This window comes from Nostoc sp. C052, assembly GCF_013393905.1.
Lineage (GTDB): Bacteria > Cyanobacteriota > Cyanobacteriia > Cyanobacteriales > Nostocaceae > Nostoc.
Genome location: NZ_CP040272.1, coordinates 6,449,615 through 6,465,417, shown reverse-complemented (window position 1 = coordinate 6,465,417; position 15,803 = coordinate 6,449,615). Strand labels below are relative to the sequence as shown.

The 15,803-nt window shown below is 42.2% G+C and carries 14 protein-coding genes and 1 pseudogene; 11 read left to right on the top strand and 4 right to left on the bottom strand.

Translation table 11 applies throughout. The features are described from left to right. Positions 1-207: 207 nt before the first annotated feature. Together FD723_RS26685 and FD723_RS26680 are read left to right on the top strand one after the other, a co-directional pair. On the top strand, positions 208-564 hold the full coding sequence (locus FD723_RS26685; protein ID WP_179068059.1) for a hypothetical protein: 357 nt from the start codon (positions 208-210) through the stop codon (positions 562-564). Positions 565-913: 349 nt separating this feature from the next. Next, the gene (locus FD723_RS26680) at positions 914-1,453 is read left to right on the top strand and encodes a Dps family protein (RefSeq protein WP_179068058.1); all 540 of its coding nucleotides are present in this window, start codon (positions 914-916) and stop codon (positions 1,451-1,453) included. Between the two features lie 348 nt (positions 1,454-1,801). Here FD723_RS26680 and FD723_RS44220 read toward each other — a convergent pair. After that, a pseudogene (locus FD723_RS44220) lies at positions 1,802-1,991 on the bottom strand (IS4 family transposase); the annotation flags it as partial. A 502-nt stretch (positions 1,992-2,493) separates the two neighbouring features. On the opposite strand from FD723_RS44220, the gene FD723_RS26675 reads away from it, so the two are divergent. From FD723_RS26675 to FD723_RS26655, 5 genes are all read left to right on the top strand, one after another. Beyond that, positions 2,494-3,690, top strand: a complete 1,197-nt coding sequence (locus FD723_RS26675) for an ABC exporter membrane fusion protein (RefSeq protein WP_372743825.1) — start codon at positions 2,494-2,496, stop codon at positions 3,688-3,690. A gap of 94 nt (positions 3,691-3,784) precedes the next feature. Then, positions 3,785-4,957, top strand: a complete 1,173-nt coding sequence (gene devC / locus FD723_RS26670; RefSeq protein ID WP_179068056.1) for an ABC transporter permease DevC — start codon at positions 3,785-3,787, stop codon at positions 4,955-4,957. Between the two features lie 81 nt (positions 4,958-5,038). Further along, a complete protein-coding gene (locus FD723_RS26665) occupies positions 5,039-5,737 on the top strand; it encodes a DevA family ABC transporter ATP-binding protein (RefSeq protein ID WP_179068055.1) in 699 nt (232 codons plus the stop codon). 723 nt (positions 5,738-6,460) lie between these two features. Next, complete coding sequence (locus tag FD723_RS26660) at positions 6,461-7,396, top strand: M23 family metallopeptidase (protein WP_179068054.1); 936 nt, start codon at positions 6,461-6,463, stop codon at positions 7,394-7,396. A gap of 121 nt (positions 7,397-7,517) precedes the next feature. After that, complete coding sequence (locus FD723_RS26655) at positions 7,518-8,057, top strand: late competence development ComFB family protein (RefSeq protein ID WP_179068053.1); 540 nt, start codon at positions 7,518-7,520, stop codon at positions 8,055-8,057. A 77-nt stretch (positions 8,058-8,134) separates the two neighbouring features. Here the strand turns inward: FD723_RS26655 and FD723_RS44215 are convergent, their stop codons facing one another. Then, a complete protein-coding gene (locus FD723_RS44215; protein ID WP_372743769.1) occupies positions 8,135-9,166 on the bottom strand; it encodes a L,D-transpeptidase family protein in 1,032 nt (343 codons plus the stop codon). Between the two features lie 279 nt (positions 9,167-9,445). On the opposite strand from FD723_RS44215, the gene FD723_RS26640 reads away from it, so the two are divergent. The 3 genes from FD723_RS26640 (at position 9,446) to FD723_RS26630 (ending at position 11,639) form a co-directional block, all read left to right on the top strand. Further along, entirely contained in the window at positions 9,446-9,598 is a 153-nt protein-coding gene (locus FD723_RS26640) for a hypothetical protein (RefSeq protein WP_179068052.1), read from the top strand. 612 nt (positions 9,599-10,210) lie between these two features. Next, entirely contained in the window at positions 10,211-10,867 is a 657-nt protein-coding gene (locus tag FD723_RS26635; RefSeq protein ID WP_099101330.1) for a sigma-70 family RNA polymerase sigma factor, read from the top strand. A gap of 157 nt (positions 10,868-11,024) precedes the next feature. Then, entirely contained in the window at positions 11,025-11,639 is a 615-nt protein-coding gene (locus FD723_RS26630; RefSeq protein ID WP_179068051.1) for an anti-sigma factor, read from the top strand. 24 nt (positions 11,640-11,663) lie between these two features. On the opposite strand, the gene FD723_RS43090 is transcribed toward FD723_RS26630, so the two are convergent. Together FD723_RS43090 and FD723_RS26620 are read right to left on the bottom strand one after the other, a co-directional pair. Continuing rightward, the gene (locus tag FD723_RS43090) at positions 11,664-11,873 is read right to left on the bottom strand and encodes a hypothetical protein (protein WP_256874933.1); all 210 of its coding nucleotides are present in this window, start codon (positions 11,871-11,873) and stop codon (positions 11,664-11,666) included. Positions 11,874-12,351: 478 nt separating this feature from the next. Beyond that, positions 12,352-13,497 (bottom strand): BMP family ABC transporter substrate-binding protein, encoded by a 1,146-nt coding sequence (locus FD723_RS26620; protein WP_179068050.1) that lies wholly within the window; start codon positions 13,495-13,497, stop codon positions 12,352-12,354. Between the two features lie 242 nt (positions 13,498-13,739). On the opposite strand from FD723_RS26620, the gene FD723_RS26615 reads away from it, so the two are divergent. Continuing rightward, positions 13,740-15,242: an acyl--CoA ligase gene (locus tag FD723_RS26615; protein WP_179068049.1), complete on the top strand. Its 1,503-nt coding sequence runs from the start codon at positions 13,740-13,742 to the stop codon at positions 15,240-15,242. Positions 15,243-15,803: the final 561 nt, after the last annotated feature.

The window sequence follows — 15,803 nt, the reverse complement described above, 5'->3', positions numbered from 1 at the left end:
CAGACATTAGTATTTTAAAAGTAAAAGTATAAGCAAGGAACCTGAAAAGAAGAGCTTAAATTTGAACTTCAGGTTCATTTTTCAAGAACTTCTAGATTGAAGCGTAGCTGACAATTTTTATTATTGCTCAAATTGCTAAATAAGGGTATGTGCTTCGCTCTTTCTGTGAAAGTTCTGCGTTGTTAAAGCTGTTAACGAGGATTTCAAATGAAGACTATTGCTTCTGTTTTATCTATTTTCCGTCCAGTACGTTTTCTAGTAGTGGCTTTTACTTGTGCCCTAGTATTATTTTCTAATGCTTTTCCTGCTTTTGCAATCGATAGCTACCAAAGTAAGCCTACCGAAGGTACTACACAACTACTTGATATTCAGCGCAAAACCGACGAAGCTGCTAAAGAACCACCAGCGGGACTGAAAAAGGTTCAAAAGGAGTCTAACAAAGGACTTAATGAGGTTCAGGGAGATGCTGATATTGACCAACAAAAGAATCCTGGAAATTCGCAGAGCGCAAATTCAGTAGAAGAAAATGTAAAGAATTTATTGGATAAAGTTACAGGTAAGTAACAGAGTTAATATCTTGGTAACTTGTCGGTAGTAATGGGCGATCGCTTTTACGCGATCGCCCATTATTAATTGTTAGAAACTTAGGGAAATAGGCTAGATACTTTGCGGAGTTTTCTTACAAGAAAAGGGTGTAGGGTGTATAAAAGAAGAAATAAAAACTTTAGTTTTGAGTTCAAAGCTGTATTATTTTTGAATTTTTAATTCTGCCTTGCGATACTACCTATTAAGACATAGGTACAAGTATGTAATGTGATAATTAATTTAAACTCATAATGCTTCCTTTGGTTGATGTGGATTAGGTAGAAAATTTGGGAAGTTAATAAATAAGTTTGCTTAGGGATGAAAAATAATGCGCGCGATAAACATTGGTTTGACCGAAGAACAGCGTCAAGGTGTAATTAATCTGTTAAATCAAGATTTGGCAGATGCATATTTATTGTTGGTGAAAACCAAAAAGTACCACTGGGATGTCGTCGGCCCTCAGTTCCGCTCTTTGCACCAGCTTTGGGAAGAACACTACCAAAAATTGACTTTAAATATTGATGCCTTGGCAGAGCGGGTTCGTGCTTTGGGCGGTTATCCCGTTGGCACTTTAGAGGGATTTCTCAAGCTTGCTACCCTCAAGGAACATGCTGGTAATGTTCCCACAGCTACGGGGATGGTAGCTAATCTAGTGGATGACCACGAGCAGGTTATTCGTAACTTAAGAGATCATGTAGATCAGTCTGGTGACAAGTTTCACGATCAAGGAACTGCTGACTTTTTAACTGGACTACTGGAACAGCATGAGGAGATTGCTTGGATGCTGCGTTCATTTATTGAAGGGGAAGCATTAGATCCAGATGGTAAAAAGCCAGCAGCAAAAGCTAAGACTCCTGTAGGTGTATAGCTCTTAACTGAGGAATGTCTGACTGTGAAATTAGTTGAGAGAGGATTGATTTTTCCCTCAACGAAAATCGGCGGGAATCCTATCCCAACAAGAGGGGTGTCTGGGATAGCCGCCCGCCGATTTAGTCATTAGTGCTAATGACTTAGATTTCTCCCCCACTTGAAGTCCTACCGTGTACACACAAGTCGAATTATCCCCTTTAATCCCGGATTTCTCACGCATAGTGTAGGCTTCAGAGGAAAGAAGAGTGTGGGGAGTGCGGGGGGTAAGAATTCTTCCCCATCCTCCCACACTCCTGGATTTCTCACAAGTGAGAAATCCACCAGGATAATCCCCCCGATGTATTGGCTACCGTGTATACACAAGTCCACCCTGAGCAAGTTTCCAACCTAAAAAGATAGATTCAAATTGCCGTAAACCTCGAACAAGAGTAGGCATTCCCGGAGGTCGTTGAGAGAGATATCCAGACAATCCACCCAAACCGAGTAGCCCAAGGCAAACAACCTTGTGGATAAGGATTTTGCAGTTTTTGGGTGTCAATTTCAACAGAAGATTTAATCTCTACGGCATAAAGGGTAACGCTTTGAGGAAGACTTGTATGTACACTGTAGGCAAGCGAGGAGGGGAATATGATGTACCTAATATGATTGGTAAACACTATAAGCATCAAAATTTTATATAAATTTCCACCGCTCATAATTACACCAAATATTTTTTGTTATTTACTTAATTTGATTATGATTGTTGGCGCTGTTACAACCCGAAAATTTAAAACCGTTTACTATACCTGAGTACTTTCATAAAACAAAAGTAGTTTGCTAAAAATATAAACCTCATAATTTGGTAGAGATATTCGTTTTTATCCTAGCCAGCTAAATCACTTTATCTAAGTAAAATCTCAACAATTTCTAAATTATTTTATGCACTTAGAAGTGATGAATCAACAATAACTGATTCAAAAAGTAGGAATTAGCAAACAAGTACGGAGAAAAGCCTAATCTGTTCTTTTTTCTGCGCCACTAGTTAAGAGGTAATCTATGGTGCGAAACTCAAAGCTAGGGTACAGAACATTCCCTAAGTCTATTCTGCGTCCATCCGTTGCTATAGGTATAATTGCATCTTTATTGGTTGGCGGAATAAGTTTTTATATAGTAAAACGCTGGCAAAATTATGCAAATCCAGAGGCACAAGTGCCAGCAACACAATTACCACAGTTAAAAACGGTAACAGCTTTAGGACGGCTTGAACCACAGGGAAAGGTAATTAAACTCTCTGCTGCGGTGTCAGCTGAAGGAAGTCGAGTAGAAAAGTTGTTGGTAAAGGAGGGAGATAGGGTAAAGGCGGGACAAATAATTGCAATTTTGAACAGCCGCGATCGCCTCCAAGCAGCTTTACAAGAGGCACAAGAACAGGTAAAAGTAGCCCAGGCTAACCTAAACCGCACCAAAGCAGGTGCTAAACGCGGTGAAATTGCCGCCCAAAAAGCTGCGATCGCCCGTCTAGAAGCCCAACGCCAAGGTGATATAAATGCCCAAGCAGCGACAATTGAGCGATTTCAAGCCGAAGTGCGTAACGCCCAAGCAGAAGACGAACGTTATCAGCAACTATATCAACAAGGCGCAATTTCCGCTTCTCAACGGGATAGTAAGCGTTTAAACTTGGAAACTGCCCAAAAAAGCTTGCAAGAAGCCCAAGCACAATTAAGTCGTACCCAATCAACTAGCCAACAACAGGTTAAAGAAGCTACAGCAACACTCGATGAAATCGCTGAAGTGCGCGGAGTGGATGTAGAAGCCGCCCAAGCGGAAATTAATCGTGCTGTAGCAGCGATGAATCTGGCAAAAGTCAATCTTGAACAGGCAGAGGTCCGATCGCCCCAAAACGGGCAGGTGTTTGAGATCCATACTCATCCTGGGGAATTAGTCTCAAATGATGGTATTGCAGATATCGGACAAACTAGCCAGATGTATGTCATCGCCGAAGTCTACGAAAGCGATATCGGCAAAGTACATTCAGGGCAGCAAGTGCGAATAATTGGTGATTTTCTGCCAATTGAATTACAGGGAATCGTAGATCGCAAAGGCTTACAAGTGCGACGGCAGAATGTCATTAACACAGATCCCGTCAGCAATATCGACAACAGAGTAGTAGAAGTCCATATCCGACTAGATGAAGCCTCCAGCCAAAAAGCTGCGACCTTAAGCAATATGCAGGTTAAGGCAGTAATTGAATTGTGAAATTTGTCATTAGTCATTTGTCATTAGTCATTGGTTATTAATTCTTCTTCGTTACTCCCTTACTCCCTCATCCCCCCACTCCCCACTTCTTATCATGGGATTGCTCAAACAACTGCGACGGCGAACCCCTCTAGGATGGCTGCAACTGAATCATGAAAAAAGCCGTCTTTTTGTAGCATTATCAGGTATTGCTTTTGCGGATCTTCTCATGTTCATGCAGCTAGGCTTTCAAACTGCGTTGTATGACAGTAACACCAGACTGCATCGCAGTTTGCAAGCAGACATTGTTTTAACTAGTCCCCAAGCCCGTAACTTGCCAAGTTTGTCTACATTTTCTCGTCGACGACTTTACCAAGCAATGGATATACCAGGGGTGAAGTCGGCGGAACCAATGTATTTCAACAACACAATCTGGAAGAATCCCCAAACGCATCGGGAGACGGGGGTGTTAGTTATTGGTTTTAACCCAGATAAACCAGCTTTTGATTTACCCGATGTTAACCAGCAATTGCAAGCAATCAAATTACCCGATACCGTCTTGTTCGATCGTGGTGCAAGAGGAGATTATCAAAAAGCGATCGCTCAAATTGACCAAGGTAAAACCCTGACTACCGAAATAGAACGGCGTACCATTACCATTAGTGGTTTATTTCAAGTCGGGGCTTCCTTTGGTTCTGATGGCAACTTGATTACCAGCGATCAGAACTTTTTGCGGCTATTTTCTGGGCGACAGTCCAACAGTGTCAGTTTAGGTTTGATTGTTCTTAAACCAGGCTATGACCCGAAAAAAGTGGCAGCAATGCTCAAAGCCTACCTCAGAAATGATGTCAAAGTATTAACCCACGCCGAATTTATTGAATTTGAAAATAATTTCTGGAGAACAAATTCCCCAATTGGGTTTATTTTTAGCCTGGGTGTATCGATGGGATTTGTGGTAGGTGTGATTATTGTCTATCAAGTCCTCTCCACCGATGTTAATGCCCACGTTCGGGAATACGCCACCTTTAAAGCAATGGGATATCGCAATTATTACTTATTAGGTGTAGTGCTTGAAGAATCGTTAATCTTAGCAGCACTGGGCTTCTTCCCTGGATTGGGAGTGTCTTTAGCACTTTACCAATTGACTCGCACGGCTACAAATTTGCCCATGTACATGACTGCGATTCGGGCATTGCAGGTATTAGTGCTGACCATACTTATGTGTACCATTTCTGGTGCGATCGCTACCCGCAAACTCCAAGCCACCGACCCCGCTGATATGTTTTAAATTTGTCATTGGTCATTGATCATTTGCAAAGGACAAAGGACAAATGACCAATGACGATCGTCACGAGTAATCGATCTATTTATGACTAGTCAATCCATCATCACCATCCAGAATCTCGACCATCACTTCGGTCACGGCCCACTCCGCAAGCAAGTTTTATCTAACATCAACTTAGAGATTAACGCCGGTGAAATTATTATGATGACTGGGCCCTCTGGTTCGGGAAAGACTACCTTGCTGACATTAGTGGGTGGCTTGCGTTGTACTCAATCTGGTAGTTTGCGGGTGTTGGGACGAGAACTTTGTGGTGCAAGTGCTGAACAACTAGTGCAGGCGCGACGCCGTAACGGTTATATTTTCCAAGCACACAACCTGCATGGTAGTTTAACGGCACTCCAAAACGTCAAAATGGCTTTGGAATTACATAAACATCTTGGGTCAAAAAAGATACTAGCTATGTCATCTCAGATGTTAGAGCAGGTAGGATTAGGAAACCATTTGCATTACTATCCTGATAAACTATCTGGGGGACAAAAACAACGAGTAGCGATCGCTCGTGCTTTAGTCAGTCATCCTCAAATAATCCTTGCAGATGAACCCACCGCCGCCCTTGATAGTCAATCGGGACGAGATGTAGTTAATCTCATGCAAAAACTGGCAAAAGAACAAGGCTGTACCATCTTAATGGTTACTCATGACAACCGCATCCTAGACATTGCCGATCGCATTGTTGATATGGAAGATGGCAAACTCAAGTCAAAAGTAACACTATCAACCTAAAGCTGATTACCGTATTTCATCATTCAGAGTCGATTTATAAAGTAAATCTTAAGTATGGGATTGCAGACTAAATTTGTGCATTAAAATTGTGGTTTTTTTGGCGTTAAAGCGCTATTAAGAGCAAATATTAATATATTTACATTCTTTAATCTAAGTAAGTCGGCGTAAATAATTATTGTTGGGATAAGGCAGGGAGCAGGGGGCAGGGAGCAGGGTGAGAAAGGGTTTGAACCTTGTTTACTTTTCTTCACACAGTTTGGTTTTATTATGCCGACTTACTTAGTTTAATTTATCCTCGTCAATTTACTTAGTTTAAGTAATTTCCCCATACCGATTTCAACTTAACAATGTGATATTGGTGTCCAGTTGAAAAAGTGTCCAGTTGATTCCAAGATTTTCTTCAAGTATTATTTATGTAATGACTGTAACCACAACGGATTTACTTTGTTGCTTAACAAGTGACACATATAACAAGCCATGAGAGCATTTTTGCCATCAATCTAGCTAAATTTTATGCTCATTCTCAATTTCATACACCTTGGTTATTAGAGTTAAAACCAATTCACTAAAATTACAGATAAATGATTAGCCCTTGCAATCCATAAGTATCTGGAGAATCTCCGAAAATTTATGGTTGTCAACAACATCGGCTTCAAGCAGGAAACACTGGCGATTATAAGCTAGTCTATTTTCCAACACAAGCAAGGGATTTTTTGTAGTTATATGATTATTGAGAATAGCGCTAGTAGTTCAAACAAAAAGTTGCTCGGTTTTGATGTCAAAACTTTGACAACCAATTGTCGTGCAATAAATGTGTTCAAGGCAATATTTGCTGTTCTCCCGATCGCTTTGGCATTGCCTGTAGATGCCTTACAAGTAAAGGTGACTCCCATTAATCCAAAATTAGGGGATACACTTTCAGTGGAGATTAATCTAGATAATCCAGAAAATGGTACAAACCCAACAGTAGCTAGTGGTAAGAATACATACCCAGCCTTTGAAATTGCACCCAATCAGTATCGGGCTTTTGTTCCGACAACTCCATTAGAAACAGCTGGAAATAGAACACTTCGGATTGCGGGAGATGGTCAAGTACAAAACTTGGCAGTGAATGTGCTTAATCGCAAATTCCCCGTACAACGCATTACTTTGCCACCAGGCAAAGCCGGAGTGGATGCTACAGAATATGAACTGAAGCGCGTAGCAGCTTTTAAAGCGCTACAAACACCAGAAAAGTATTGGAATGGAGTATTCCTAAAGCCAAATGCAGGGCGAATGAGTACAAACTATGGTGTACGTCGCTACTATAATGGTACATTTGCAAAGGACTACTATCATCGTGGTCTTGACTACGCTGGTGCTACCGGCTCACCAGTAATTGCCCCAGCTGATGGGCGAGTTGCTTTGGTAGGTAGGGTATCCCAAGGGTTTCGGATACACGGTAACGTAGTTGGCATTGACCACGGTCAAGGAGTAACCAGTATTTTCATGCACCTAAGTCGTATTAACGTTAAAGAAGGTGATTTTGTGAAAGCTGGTCAACTAATTGGTGCAGTCGGTTCAACGGGTGCTGCTACAGGGCCACATCTACACTGGGGTTTGTATGTCAACGGACAGTCTATTGATCCAAAACCTTGGCAAACTAAAGTCGTTAACTAGTAGAGGCGGAATTAATCACGTCTGTGCATAATTTGTATATTTTTTGCTGATAATTAGGCAAAACAAATTGAATTGATACCGTCCCTACCTTGCTTGGCTAACATAAATGATGATAAGCATTATGAGCATCGAAAAAATTGTAGAACAAGCTCTCCAGGATGGTTATTTGACACCAGCAATGGAAGCAGAAGTCGGTAGAATCTGTGACAACGCCTCTGAACTCTCAATTGAAGAGTATATGGCGCTGGATCGGCTGATGGGTGCGCTATTGACTGGTGAGGTAGTGGCGGTACCTCGCAAACAATTCATTAACGTTATGGAAGAATTAGTGCTAACAGAAGCGATCGCACGAGTCGCAGAAATTGAAGCCACGAGCGAAAGTTCTCTAGATGTCGGAGATATTGCTGCTTACGCTCTCAATCGCCTACCACCTTTGTATGCTACTACAGAAGAAGGTGCTAACTTCCAGCGCCAAACAGCTCAGGCACAACTGCAAGACTTAATTTCTCAGCAAGTAAGCGAGGCAATTAACCGTTACCTCGATCGACCCAACTTCTTCCCAGAACGGCAAGCTTTGGGTAAAAACACTGGGAATGAGGTTGTACGCCAAGTTAGTGCTTTACTACAAACTTATGCACCTAACTTTGAGCAAAAATTATAATTATTAAGAGTCATTAGTCATTAGTCATTAGTCATTTGTTTTAGATAAAGGACAAAAGACTAATGACTCTTAATTCATTAATCACGTACTACGACTGTTGTACCTATAGTTACTTGCTCATACAACAATCGGACATCAGCATTACGCATTCTTAAACAACCGTGGGATACAGCCGTTCCTACTAGGTCAATATCTGGCGTGCCATGAAAGCCAATTTCATTCCGTCCATCTGACCAAAAACCAATCCATCTGTCTCCCAAGGGACTATCCGTACCAGCTTGAAATACTTTGCCCGTAATTGGGTGACGCCAGATTGGATAGTGCCGCATGTGGATCACTTGGAAAGAACCTGTAGGGGTTTCCCAACCTTTCTTACCAACAGCAATGGGGTAGCTGGCTATTACCTCATCCCCTGCGTATACATAAGTGCGGCGATCGCTTAAATCAACCACCACTTGCGTCTTAGTATTTGCCAACCGATTAGATGGTATTTGTTGAGCTGAAGCCTGAGACCATAGACTTTTTGGCCAACTATCCACAACTGGATTTTGTCTTTCTACTTGCGCCACTAGCCGCGTCTGATTTGGTAGTTCAGTTGCTTTAGCGACATTATTCTTAATAATTTTGGGCTGAGTTTGAGGCTTAATATTAGGAGACTTGAGTGTAGAAACCCCCCGAACTGCATTCTTCTTAATTATTTTTGACTTAGTTTGAGACTTAATAGCAGAATACTTGAGTGTAGAAGCCCTACGGGTGGTTGCTTTCGCTAAATTCTTCTTAATTATTTTTGATTTAGTTTGAGGCTTAATCGCAGAGGACTTTGGTGTAAACGTCCTCTGGGCAGTCGAGCCTTGGGTAGCTTCATCATCTGGCACAGATGCACCCAACGCAATTTCCCCTAAATTTACCTGGGAAAGATTTTTATAGACTCCCTCTGGCCGGCTTCCCTTAAGATTGGTTTGGATAGAATCTCGCCGCATCGAAGTAGATACAGACTTTTCAGACTGCCGTTCCGCCGTAGTAATGCGCCAATGGACAGCTAAGGATAAAAATGCTGTACCAAAACAAAGCAGCATTACCATACGCCCTACAGATTCATTTCTTACCATTGCCATCGCCTATTGTTTATCCCTGACATATTCAGCCGAGTAATTGGGTGAGTTCATCATCCGAACATCAAAAATTTATCAATACTTATCATTTCTGCGATAAATCTGCCAACACCTCTGGGCACACTAAGACTATGCGAATTGTTCCAGCGGCAAAACTCTAGGTGAGCAACCTCATTTCTCAGAAGTTCTGCGGGTCGTAAGCCTTTAATAAGACTTTCTGGTAGAACTTTTGAAATGTAGCAATCAATCATTAATGGTGTAGGTGAAAGAAAAACCATGTTTGAAAAACTATTGCTAGCAGTCACAATTACATTTTCCCTCAATTTCTTTTTTCAAGTTCGCGTACCAGAGCAACATAACTCTAGTACTGCCTACGGCCCACAACCAGAACAATCAGTAACTATTCTGGTAACAAAATCAAAAAATTAAATCACCATCCTAGCAACTACAGCAACCCAACTTCCAGAAATTATCACCTGAATTTTAAAAGTATCAAGAAGCTATAATTACAAAATTTTATCTTTATCCTTATAACCAGATTTAATTATTTTTATCAAGCGTATATACCCAGTTGCTAAAAGTATCGAAGTGTGCATAAAATTAGAATTTTATTTTGTTAGCAAAAACTGCCGCGACCAAAAGGAACAAGGGTTTAAGTTTAGCTAGTCTCCAAATCTCTGCTACCGTTCTCCTGCAAGACGCTCGATAGCGCAGTGTTAGCGAAGCGGTAGCGAGGTACGAGCGTCCGTAGGAGCGTCTGATTCCCTACCGCTACGCTATCAGTGTATATCTGTTGCAAGAGCAACTTGCCCCCCCGTTGAAAGTCCTGAGTGCTGAGTGAGGAGTTATGAATTCTCCCCCTGCCCCCTGCCAGGGCAACAATGAGAGCAGTATAAGAAAAAATTGACTCTGCTTATCGCTATAAATGTATCCAAAATTGTATGCTTCAGTGTTCCAGTAATAAATCCGTCACCTGAGCATGGAACTTCTACCCCATTAGCAGGTCTAATAGATAGGGATGATTTAGAGCCAGTACGATCTATGAGTCAATCGATTACTGTATCCTGGTCAACGGTTGATGCAAAGTATCCAGAAGCATCAGTGCAAGTTGACAAACTCCCTAACCACGATTTAATTTTGCGCTGTCAAGCCGGACTGCGACCAGATCGTGCTGCCTTTGCAGAACTATTACGCCGCTATCAAAGTCAAGTTGATCGAGTTCTATACCACCTGGCTCCAGATTGGGCTGACAGAGCCGATTTGGCTCAAGAAGTTTGGATTCGAGTGTATCGGAATATTAACCGATTACAAGAGCCTGCTAAATTTCGGGGCTGGTTAAGCCGTATTGCCACCAACTTGTTTTACGACGAGTTACGGAAACGCAAGCGGGTGATGAGTCCTTTGTCACTGGATGCTCCTCGTTCGTTAGAAGACGGCGAGATGGATTGGGAAATCGCCGGCGATACTCCCGGCCCTGAGGAAGAACTGACAACTAGAGAATTTTACGAGCAATTGCGGGAAGCGATCGCGGATTTACCAGAAGTTTTTCGTACTACCATCGTCCTGAGAGAAATCGAAGGTATGGCTTATGAAGAAATTGCCGAAATCACTGGAGTTTCCTTAGGAACTGTGAAGTCAAGAATAGCCAGAGCTAGATCGAGGTTGCAAGCTCACTTGCAGAATTATCTAGACTCCTAATTTACAGGATCTTGCCTCTGCCCAATGGCAGAATTTAAGCATAGATTAAGAATTACCATAAAGACGTAGATAGCTTCTGCCTTTAGGATGAAAATTGGCTAATTTTCCCGCAATTCTCGCCCAGTTTACCCGTGTATGAATTGGTAATAATGTTAAGATGACTACTGATTCTCAGTTTTACGACCGTTCTCCTTTGCAACTTCCTCAAAATTTGTCAGATGGAATGGCCAATCATACCAATGAATCAACGGGTCTTATGGATATGGTGAAGCGCGATCGCTTCGAGTTATTGAGTGCTTATCTTGATGGTGAAGTTACAGCCACCGAACGCAAGCAAGTAGAAGAATGGCTGGCAAATGATGCCTCAGTTCAATGCTTGTATGCCCGACTGTTAAAACTGCGCCAAGGCTTGCGGACGCTCCCAGTGCCCACAGCCCAACAATCACCAGAAGTAACAGTTCAACAAGTATTGACACGTTTGCACCGCCGCTCCCGTCTAAACTGGATGGTGGGAGGTGCTGCTGTTGCTGCTTGTGCGATCGGCGTTGTATCTGGTTTCGTCGGTGGCGGTTCAAGAGTGCCGCAACTGGCACAACGACCAGAAACAGAACCGATACAAACCTCCTCAGCGTCTATAGTTCCCCCTTCGCCGCTGATGGTGGGACTAAATAACCCGGTAATTGAAATTCCGAAAGCAGCAGTAGCCTCACCAGAAAATTCAATTCGTCAGGTACAGCCGCAACGCCACGACCCCAAACAAGACATCAATTAATCGCAAAGTTTACAGTTCAAAATTTTACTCTAGGGTTAAACCAAAGCCGCTCCACCAGCCGTCAGGTTGGAGGAAGCCTCCTAATTGCTCAACTTGCTCTAGAGTTATTAAATAAAACCAAGCCCAACTATAAGAGAGCGACTGTGGCTCATAAACCTCGATAATTTGCCGATTATAGAGGTTTTCTGGTGTTTGTCTATGGGGCTGATAATCTTCCAGCACATCTAAACTCATTCAAAATTTTTAGAGTTGGAAAAAGAAAGCAAATATCCGTAAACTTTGCTATCATCTAGTGCCATCGCTGGGTAGCTCATTGGCAGAGTAAACAATTTTCCTTGTACAAAAGCTTTTTTTACATTTACCTACATTTCCAGCACAGTATCTTTCTATCATGTGACACTTCTCCCAATCTCTCTACCAATCTACTGCACCCTCCAAACTTTGGCTCTGACAGCAAAAATAAGGTGTAGATGTCTAGATTGCATTGTCCTGTCGATGGTTTACTAATTTTTCTAATTGTCCGATACCTAGAAAGTAGATGACCCTTATTTATGAATTTACTATTTTGTTATTCTGTCAATGCGTAAATCCTAGTAATTTATCCATCAATATTTATTGACAGACCACTAGTACCGCAAGGCGGAATTCAAAATTCAAAATTCAAAATGAATGCAGCGTAAGCTTTCTTTCTTTTTACTTTTGCCTTCTTGTACTAGGATTTCCCTTTCGGAATTGACCCTTCAATTCCCTCAACATACCAATCCATCGCTAGTTGTCCCCGATCATCCAACACCTTACCCTTTGGCACTCGCACTACCCCTTTTTGGTCTTTCATCGGGCCATTAAAAGGGTGTGCAGTACCCTGAATAAACTCATCGCGCTTCGCATACACTAGTTGTTGCACATCAGCCGGAATCGCCTCATTCATTGGGGAAATATCCACCATTCCTTGACCAATACCATCCCAAATATTTTGAGACTTCCAAGTATTACTCATTACAGCTAAAGCTTTATCTGTATAGAATTTGCCCCATTTATTAATAGCTGATGTCAGGTGGGCTTTTTGACCAAACTTACTCATATCAGTGTTGTAGCCAAAAGCATAAATACCTTTTTCCTCAGCCAATTGGACAACAGCACTAGAGTCGGTGTGTTGTGTTAATATATCTGCACCTAAATTGACCAAAGCTTGAGCCGCATCTCTTTCTTTAGCTGGATCGTACCAATTTTGCACCCAAAGTACCTTAACTTTTGCTTGGGGATTTGTTAACCGTACACCTTGAGTGAATGCACTGATTCCTCTGATTACTTCTGGAATTGGGTATGCGCCAATAAAACCAACTAAATTTGATTTTGTCATCTTGCCAGCAATCATGCCAGTTAAGTAACGCGGTTCTTCAAAGCGTCCCAGATAGGTGCCAACATTGGTAGCACGTTTGTATCCTGTACAGTGTTCAAAGACAACATCACTAAAGTCTTTGGCAACTTTAATTGTTGGGTTCATGTACCCAAAGGAAGTTGTAAAAATCAACTTGTTACCATCTAATGCTAATTGGCGAATTACCCTTTCAGCGTCAGCACCTTCTTTGACGTTTTCAACAAAGGTAGTTTTTACCTTATCCTGAAGAGTGGCTTCCATGTCTCTGCGACCTAAATCATGGGCATAAGTCCAGCCAAAATCACCCACAGAGTCCACATAGACAAATCCCACCTTGAGAGGTTCATTTACCGCCACAGGTGACGCTGAAGGAGACGCCTCACCCTGCGATTTGGTGGAATTTCTGCCTTGAATACAACTAGTTAAGGCAAAGCTAGATCCTGCTAAAGTGAGATACTTTAGAAAATTCCGACGATCCATATTTTATCTATGGGGTTTAGTTGGTGAAAAAGATTTTTCTGATTTCTAGTCATAACAGCCACACTCCACACTATTGACTTAATTTTAGCTCTTGTTTTTTGCCTTAAACTTACTAAACAATGTTTGAATTGGGCATGGAGCATGGGGCATGAGAAATGTGGACAAGTGGGACAATGAGGATAAGAGAAACAAGAAAAAAGTTTCTTTTCCAATTCCCAACTTTCTTAATCTGGAGGTTTTGAATGAATTTATTTGAGCTTTTAGTGGGGGAAGACAATCATCCAGCGCTAGTTACGGCTGAGGGGCGATCGCTAACTTATCAGCAATTGCGCGACAATGTTCTTGGACTAGTAACCCAACTCAACAGCTTTGGATTGAAACGGGGAGAACGTATTGCCATTGCGATGAGTAACGGTTCGCCAATGGCGATTACCTTTTTGGCTGCTGCTTTATGTGGCACTGCTGCACCCTTAAATCCCAAATACAAGCAAGAAGAATTTGCCTTTTACTACCAAGATACCCAAGCAAAAGCACTGATTACGTTATCTGAGGGGTCAGAAGCAGCCATTGCCGCTGTCACACCCGATATGATACTGATTAATGCCAAGGTAAACACTGATGGCACATTAAGCTTTGAATTAGTCAAAGAGAAACTTCCCCCCTGCTCCCCGCCCCCTGCTCCCTTGCCTCAGTCTGATGATATAGCGATGATTCTCCATACTAGCGGCACTACGAGTCGTCCCAAGCGTGTGCCAATTCGTCATCGCAACTTAATCGCTTCAGCCAATAACTTCATTGGTGCTTACTCACTCACAGCCGCAGATACGACACTTTGTCTAATGCCCCTGTTCCATATTCACGGATTGGTGGGCTGTTTGCTGGCAACTCTGGCATCGGGCGGTACACTAGTTTGTCCCAATGGTTTCAATGCCCTGGAGTTTTGGAAACTGGTAGATACCTACAAACCCACCTGGTACTCCGCAGCGCCAACTATGCACCAGACAATTTTGGCACGCGCTAGCCGCAACACAGAAATTGTTAAAGCTAATCGCTTTCGTTTTATTCGCTCTAGTAGCGCTTCTTTGCCCCCGGTTATCATTGAACAGCTAGAGGCAACTTTGAATGCTCCAGTGGTAGAAGCTTATAGCATGACTGAAGCATCTCACTTAATGACCACTAATCCCCTACCGCCAAAAGTCAGGAAACCGGGTACTGTCGGTTATGGCTTCGGTGTTGAAGTAGGGATTATGGACTCTAAAGGCAACCTATTATCTCAGGGAAGCTTGGGTGAAGTGGTGGTAAAAGCACCCAATGTTATAGATGGCTACGAAAATAATACAGAAGCTAACGCCACTGCTTTTGTAAATGGTTGGTTCCGCACAGGAGATCAAGGTACTGTGGACGAAGATGGCTACCTCCGCTTGACTGGACGCATTAAAGAATTGATTAATCGGGGTGGGGAAAAAATTTCTCCCTTAGAAGTGGATGATGTCTTGTTGCGTCATCCCGCAGTCGCCGAAGCCTTAGCTTTTGCTGTCCCCCACAAATCTTTAGGAGAAGATATCCACGCCGCTGTGGTTCTGAAAGCAGAAGTTAGCGAAAAAGAACTTTTAACTCACTGTTCAAACATGCTGGCAGACTTCAAAGTTCCCAAGCAAGTTCACATTTTAGATCAACTACCTCGTGGTGCTACCGGTAAACTACAACGGTTGGCGATGGCGAAATTGTTGAATATTGGGGCGTAGGGAGTGGGGAGAAAGATGGCGCTGCTCAAAAATGCTGCTAAAACCGATCTAGAAAATAATAGTCTTATTGCATGGGACGACATAAAAAAGGAAATCGCTAACGAAAGAAAAAAGGACGTAGCGTGACTTACAAAGTTAAATTTACCAAAGGTGCTAGAAAAATGTTTAGATAACTATCCCAATAATTACAAGACCACATACAACCCAAAATAGATGAATTGGCTATAGAACCACGTCCCAATAGAGTTAAAAAGTTACAGGGTGAAGAAAATTCATATCGAATTAGAGTAGGCGATTATCGAGTTATATCATGTCCGCTTAATCACTTATGATATGTCATTGCGAGTGGAACGAAGCAATCACAGAATCATTGCGATTACTTCACTCCGCTATCGCTGCGTACCCTGCGGGAACGCCAAGAGCAAACGTAATGACAAGTATTTAGTCGGATATGATATTAGATATTTTCGATGATGTTTTCTTGGTAAAAATTGTAGATGTTTGACATCGTAGCAAGGTTTATAAATTACCAACCCCCTACCGCGCCAATCTGCTTACCAT

Coding starts and splice junctions, on each gene's coding strand:
- FD723_RS26680 (WP_179068058.1), top strand. CDS start 914: ATGCGCGCGATAAACATTGGTTTGACCGAAGAACAGCGTCAAGGTGTA.
- devC (WP_179068056.1), top strand. CDS start 3,785: ATGGGATTGCTCAAACAACTGCGACGGCGAACCCCTCTAGGATGGCTG.
- FD723_RS26630 (WP_179068051.1), top strand. CDS start 11,025: ATGACTACTGATTCTCAGTTTTACGACCGTTCTCCTTTGCAACTTCCT.
- FD723_RS26640 (WP_179068052.1), top strand. CDS start 9,446: ATGTTTGAAAAACTATTGCTAGCAGTCACAATTACATTTTCCCTCAAT.
- FD723_RS26665 (WP_179068055.1), top strand. CDS start 5,039: ATGACTAGTCAATCCATCATCACCATCCAGAATCTCGACCATCACTTC.
- FD723_RS26660 (WP_179068054.1), top strand. CDS start 6,461: ATGATTATTGAGAATAGCGCTAGTAGTTCAAACAAAAAGTTGCTCGGT.
- FD723_RS44215 (WP_372743769.1), bottom strand. CDS start 9,166: ATGGTAAGAAATGAATCTGTAGGGCGTATGGTAATGCTGCTTTGTTTT.
- FD723_RS26615 (WP_179068049.1), top strand. CDS start 13,740: ATGAATTTATTTGAGCTTTTAGTGGGGGAAGACAATCATCCAGCGCTA.
- FD723_RS26635 (WP_099101330.1), top strand. CDS start 10,211: ATGAGTCAATCGATTACTGTATCCTGGTCAACGGTTGATGCAAAGTAT.
- FD723_RS26685 (WP_179068059.1), top strand. CDS start 208: ATGAAGACTATTGCTTCTGTTTTATCTATTTTCCGTCCAGTACGTTTT.
- FD723_RS26655 (WP_179068053.1), top strand. CDS start 7,518: ATGAGCATCGAAAAAATTGTAGAACAAGCTCTCCAGGATGGTTATTTG.
- FD723_RS26620 (WP_179068050.1), bottom strand. CDS start 13,497: ATGGATCGTCGGAATTTTCTAAAGTATCTCACTTTAGCAGGATCTAGC.
- FD723_RS43090 (WP_256874933.1), bottom strand. CDS start 11,873: ATGAGTTTAGATGTGCTGGAAGATTATCAGCCCCATAGACAAACACCA.